Here is a 5,137-nt window from a genome sequence, read left to right as displayed (position 1 = left end):
CTTGTGTTTTAGGGTGCATACGCACCCTAAAACACAAGTTATTGCTGGGGGGGTGAGATTTTTTTGATATTATGAAATAAATTATGCGTTTTGAATAATTAAGCTTAAAATTGTACAAAATGGATAAATGTAATCAAAAGGATTAGAAAAACCAAAATCCTTCAGCTGAAAGGAGATACTGAACATGTCAGTTGTAGTAAAATTTCCTGAGCATATTGTAAAATTAGACAACGTAGGTAAAAAGAAAAATACATTCAACCTATTTGAAAAGCTATCTAATCGTTTAGGTGTAGATATCGACAAGGTTGTTTTTGATAAAGATGAAAATGAAAAAATCAAATTAGAACGGACCTTAAAAAAAGAAAGTATGAAAGAACGTTCTAAACATATTGAGTAAAAAAGGAACTTTTTTGAAAAATAAAAGGTTCCTTTTTTTTGTTGTTTTTTGTCCTTTAAAAAATGGTATAATCTTCTTACATTACTAAAATAGGGGTGAATTGATTGACCATATCCTTTGAGCGTGGAGAAGTTTTTGGAGTGGACTTTTCTGAAATTGTCTATGATTCTTCTAATCAAGACCATGTACGAGGTAGACCACTACCTCATACAGTTATTCAAGGTTATCATCAAGCAATTGTTTTAAGTGATTCTGATTCACACGATGGATCTAATCTGTCAACTAATCATGTCGTGGTTGTTCCAATTTCTTCAGCAAAAGCTGCTGTAGAGAAAGGGAATTTATTAGTAACTCACATTGACTTAGAACCTAAAAATAATACGTTTCTATCTCATAAGTGTTATGCGCTAGTACACCAACCAATCACTATACCTATTCATTGGTTACGTCAGAATAAGCGTAAAGGAAAAGTCTGTGATGAAGATATGGAAGTAATAAATTTATCCTTACTTCTATCTACAGGATGTTCAGAACACGTACAGGCTATGATCCAAGATGCTATCAATCAAACCATTAAAGAATATTCATTTAAACCAGGAGATTTAGTTTCTTCCGATGAATAATCTTTATCAACATGAGATACATAACACATAAAAAAGAATCCAAAAGGAGGACCTAAGGTACCTTCTTTTTATTTTCTTTATTTATAAAAATATTACCTAGTTAACATAATGCGTCTTATCTCAAGCAACCAACAAAACAAAAGACGGAATTCGGCCATATTCGGCCAAATTCCGTCTTTTTGGTGTGGGAAATAACTATAAAATAGAGCTTATAATTTATATCGGCGAACTTTCATTTTCTTTTAGTTACTTCTAATTGCTAGTTAGTTTAAAGTTTGACAAAAAACTTTCACAGTAAAAACCTTAACAGAGACAACTCCCTCAGTTGTCTCTGTTAAGGTACAAAAATATTGGAGGTATTACATGATCAATAATATGTTGGAGATAAAGAAAGTATGAACAGATGATTCCCTCGCTCTCTCTGTTAGGTATACATTACCGTTCTAACCCACTTTTTTGCCCTTTTAAGCGTTCTTTTTGCTTCTCATTAGGATTTACTCTTTGAGTTTGGTTTTGTGCCTGTTCTACGGCTTGTATGATGGCTGACAGGAAATCTGTGCTTACTCCAAAGCCAACTTGATGATTCCCTAATTGTAAATCTTCGATTTCTTTTATTATTTTATCCTTCCAGTGTGTGTTACTTAGAATGGTATCTCGATTATGCATGAAGTGGTCTTTATCTCGGTATCCTTCTTTTTTTAGATCTTCTTGGTACTTCCTCTGTAAGATCAAAAGGTGGTCATAGGCTTTCTTAGCTGTTTCAGAATGAAGAACCTGTCCCTTTAACAGGGGATTGTTTTCAATCTTTTGCAAACGTTGTTCAATCTCTACTAATTGGTCAATATAACTTTCTACTCTTTGAATTCGCTGAACGCCAGCTTGGAACTGTTGTAAAAAGTCCTCATGTTCCTTGATTTTTTGGGTCCGAGCATAGATAGTTGATTTAATGGTATCTATACCAACTATCTTTTTAGCCTTTGTATTAAGGTCATTTAGTTTGCAAGCAGTCTCAAACGATAAGAACTTTTCGGCATTTTGAAGTTCTGGATAATGAGAAACAACTTTCCATATCACTTGCTGCTTTAATATTTCCTCGGTTTGCTTTAGAATTCTTTTTTGCTCGATGAATTCCAGACCGTTTTCGTGAAACTTTTGATTAGCTAATCCTAATTGTTTACTTAATTGCTTTTTAGCAAATGGGATCTCTTCCATTTTAGATAAATTGGCTTCTTTTAAGCACTGAGCCAAATGTTCTTTTTGCTCTGGGATTTTAGTTTGTACTTGCGTAATCTTATTGCGTAAAATTTCTTTTTCCTTACGCTGAAATAGTCCCGTCTTATCCAGTTTTCCCTTTAATTCTTCTAAGGTTTTTTCATAATGAGAAAGTTGTTTTTCGGCTTGTTCCGCAATAGAAACTAAATAGTTCTGCCTCTTTAAAGATTCTATTGTTTGTTTTTGTTTATTTGTCCGCATTTCTACTTGTTTCACATATCTGACAATGCTTGTCAGCGTCGGTGTATCGCCAATAATCTGCTTAGCTATGCTAACTGTTTTTTGTTCTTCAGGAGTTAATTCTACAGCTTTCTTTTGTTCCTTCAGTTTTAACGATGCTTCACTTTGTTGCTTTTCTTGACGATACTTTTGTAAGTCGTAAACAATCGCATTATGTTTTTGGACTTCACGATTAATAGTACCTCGTTCTGTTTGTATGCCTTTTTTCTCCATATCAGAAGCAACGTGCCCCATGTGAACAGTAGGTAAGATTTCAAGTCCACGATCTGCATGGGATTTATGCGTAATACGCTCGTTGATTTGAGCTTGCTCTAATGCTTTGTTTGCATACGCTGACCACTGCTCTCTCCACTGCTCCAGCAATTCTTTTTTATTCCAATCACGATTTTTTGTAGTGAAGCCTTCTTCTGAAACTTCTCGTGTTGTCAGCATAACGTGAGCGTGAGGATTATTAGCGTCATCTCGATGGATAGCAATATCAGCAACCATCCCTTTATCTACAAATTGATCCTGGATGTAATCTTTGATTAATTCTGTTTGTTGTTGATTGGAAAGCTCTCTAGGTAGTGCTACATTGATTTCTCTGGCTAATTGAGAGTTCTTCCTTTTCTCGGAATATTCCACTTCATTCCAAAGAATCTCACGATTCTGAACCCATATCGGAGAATTTTCAGGGGCGAGAATATGGTTTTCTGGTTGCACTTCTCTTTTGTAAAACTTACTTTCGTTTGTTTGCTCATCGACTAAACGTTGACCAGAACGATAGGCAGCGGACGCAATTGCAGATTGCCCTTTTCCTCTGGAAATCATTTGAACAGAGAAATGATAGATCGCCATATGCTTGGACCTCCTTTTCTAATTTAAAATGAATAACAAACTCCATAGTGGAACAAAATATTAAAGCCAAGGGTTTGAATTTCATGTATCGCACCAAAAAGGAGTAGTGTTATCTACTCCTTTTTATTTTAAAGAATGCATTCGGAATAAATTTATAAATACTCGTTGGACAATTGCTGACTATTGCCAACAAGTATTTATAAATTTATTCCGTTTTTTTGTATCCGCCATAATTGCGGATACTCATTTGCTCATTAGCAAATGAAGGATTTTGATTTGGTATTCGCACTAAGCGAATATGCCCTATGTTTGCAATGCAAACCGCACACAAACAAAGTTTGTATAAGTGCGCCCTTCTTCACTTCGTTCATTGGGGTTATTGTACCACATGCGAAGTGAAGATACCATTCTGTAATTCTAGTGCTACAGATACACTTTGGTTATAATAGAGGAAACAAAGTGTATGGGGAGTGAGAGCTATGGCTCGAAAGACAGAAGAAGAGAGATTGCTAGATATGGATGAAAAGATTAAAAAGATGCAAGCCGAGAAACAAAGGCTTGCGAATCAATTGAAGGAAAAAGAGCGTAAAGCTAGAACAAAAAGACTCATTCAAATTGGGGCATTAATGGAGAAACATTTAAAGATAGAAGGGGAAGAAGAACCAATTAAGCTGATCGCTTCTTTCCAAAAGGCCATCTTGGAAAGAAAAGAACAAATTCAAACAATGGATATACATTTAGCTAGAGAAATATTAGAAATTGAAAATAAAAAGTAACTCTCTTAAAGGTAAAGGAGCATTAGAATGGACAACAATACCATAGCAGCTTTTCATGTAGTACATCACAAAAACAAGGTTTTAAAACTATATACCAATCAATTATATCATTGGCATATACCGAAAAAATTAAGACCTAAACAAATCCAAGCTGGAGATATTGTTTTAATCGAAACTAAAAAAGGACATTCTCATGTATTAGTAATGAATGTTTTTAGAGAAGAGCTAGAGGAAACCAATAAGACGTACAAAAGGGTTTGCAAAATAATTGAACGAAAACCAAAGAAAGACTAATGTAACTAATAATATAGTTATTTTTTAAAGATTTTTAAACCTTTTTACTTATTTATAGGAGCTTGAAACCCTTGGGGCTGTAAGTCTCAAGGGTTTCAAAAGTGAGTTTTGGTGCACTTTAAGTGAGTTTTGCAAAATCACTTGTTTATTAACTCACTTTTTTAAATATAATAGTTATATCAATTGATATGAAAGGAATAAAAGAATGGCAAGGAGATTAGAAAGATTATCTGATAGAGTACCTAGAATGAAAGAAATGGAAACACGCAATTTCCCAGTTGTTAAATCTAATCATCTAATTCAAAAAACTCGTTTTGATTTAACATTGGTTGAACAAAAATTAATATTGCACGTAATCCAAATGATTGAGCCAAAAGATGATGATTTTAAGACATATCGTTTTTCAATTAAGGATTACTGTAAAATTTGCCAAATCAGTGATAGAAGTGGGAAAAACTATTCAATTATTAAAAGTTCCCTAAAAAAAATAAGTGACAAGAGTTTTTGGATGGAACGAGAAGATGGTTCGGAAGTGTTAATGAGATGGATCGACAAAGTAGTTATAGACCATAAGAAAGACATAATTGATATTAAATTAGATAAAGAATTAAAGCCTCATTTGTTGCAGCTGAAGCATTTTTTCACTAAATACAATTACTTATATGTAATGACTATGAAAAGCCAATACAGTATAAGGC

6 protein-coding genes are annotated in these 5,137 nt (G+C 33.8%); 5 read left to right on the top strand and 1 reads right to left on the bottom strand.

Annotated features, from left to right (window positions below):
• The first annotated feature begins 184 nt into the window (after nt 1-184).
• Both ACOZBP_RS17245 and ACOZBP_RS17240 read left to right on the top strand, forming a co-directional pair.
• Nucleotides 185-397, top strand: coding sequence for a hypothetical protein (locus ACOZBP_RS17245; RefSeq protein WP_422677550.1), 213 nt, complete (start codon nt 185-187; stop codon nt 395-397).
• A 104-nt stretch (nt 398-501) separates the two neighbouring features.
• Nucleotides 502-1,020, top strand: a complete 519-nt coding sequence (locus ACOZBP_RS17240; RefSeq protein WP_422677549.1) for a type II toxin-antitoxin system PemK/MazF family toxin — start codon at nt 502-504, stop codon at nt 1,018-1,020.
• 435 nt (nt 1,021-1,455) lie between these two features.
• On the opposite strand, the gene mobQ is transcribed toward ACOZBP_RS17240, so the two are convergent.
• On the bottom strand, nt 1,456-3,369 hold the full coding sequence (mobQ, locus tag ACOZBP_RS17235) for a MobQ family relaxase (RefSeq protein ID WP_422677548.1): 1,914 nt from the start codon (nt 3,367-3,369) through the stop codon (nt 1,456-1,458).
• Nucleotides 3,370-3,848: 479 nt separating this feature from the next.
• Between mobQ and ACOZBP_RS17230 the strand changes: the two genes are divergently transcribed.
• From ACOZBP_RS17230 to ACOZBP_RS17220, 3 genes are all read left to right on the top strand, one after another.
• Entirely contained in the window at nt 3,849-4,145 is a 297-nt protein-coding gene (locus tag ACOZBP_RS17230) for a hypothetical protein (protein WP_422677547.1), read from the top strand.
• Nucleotides 4,146-4,172: 27 nt separating this feature from the next.
• Nucleotides 4,173-4,439: a DUF5839 family protein gene (locus ACOZBP_RS17225; RefSeq protein WP_422677546.1), complete on the top strand. Its 267-nt coding sequence runs from the start codon at nt 4,173-4,175 to the stop codon at nt 4,437-4,439.
• Nucleotides 4,440-4,686: 247 nt separating this feature from the next.
• Nucleotides 4,687-5,137 (top strand): replication initiation protein (locus ACOZBP_RS17220; protein WP_422677545.1); only part of this gene is annotated, 451 nt, incomplete at its 3' end.

It is taken from the genome of Brevundimonas sp. NPDC058933, from assembly GCF_049315965.1.
Classification (GTDB): Bacteria; Pseudomonadota; Alphaproteobacteria; order Caulobacterales; family Caulobacteraceae; genus Brevundimonas.
This window is presented reverse-complemented; position numbering and strand designations above follow the sequence as displayed.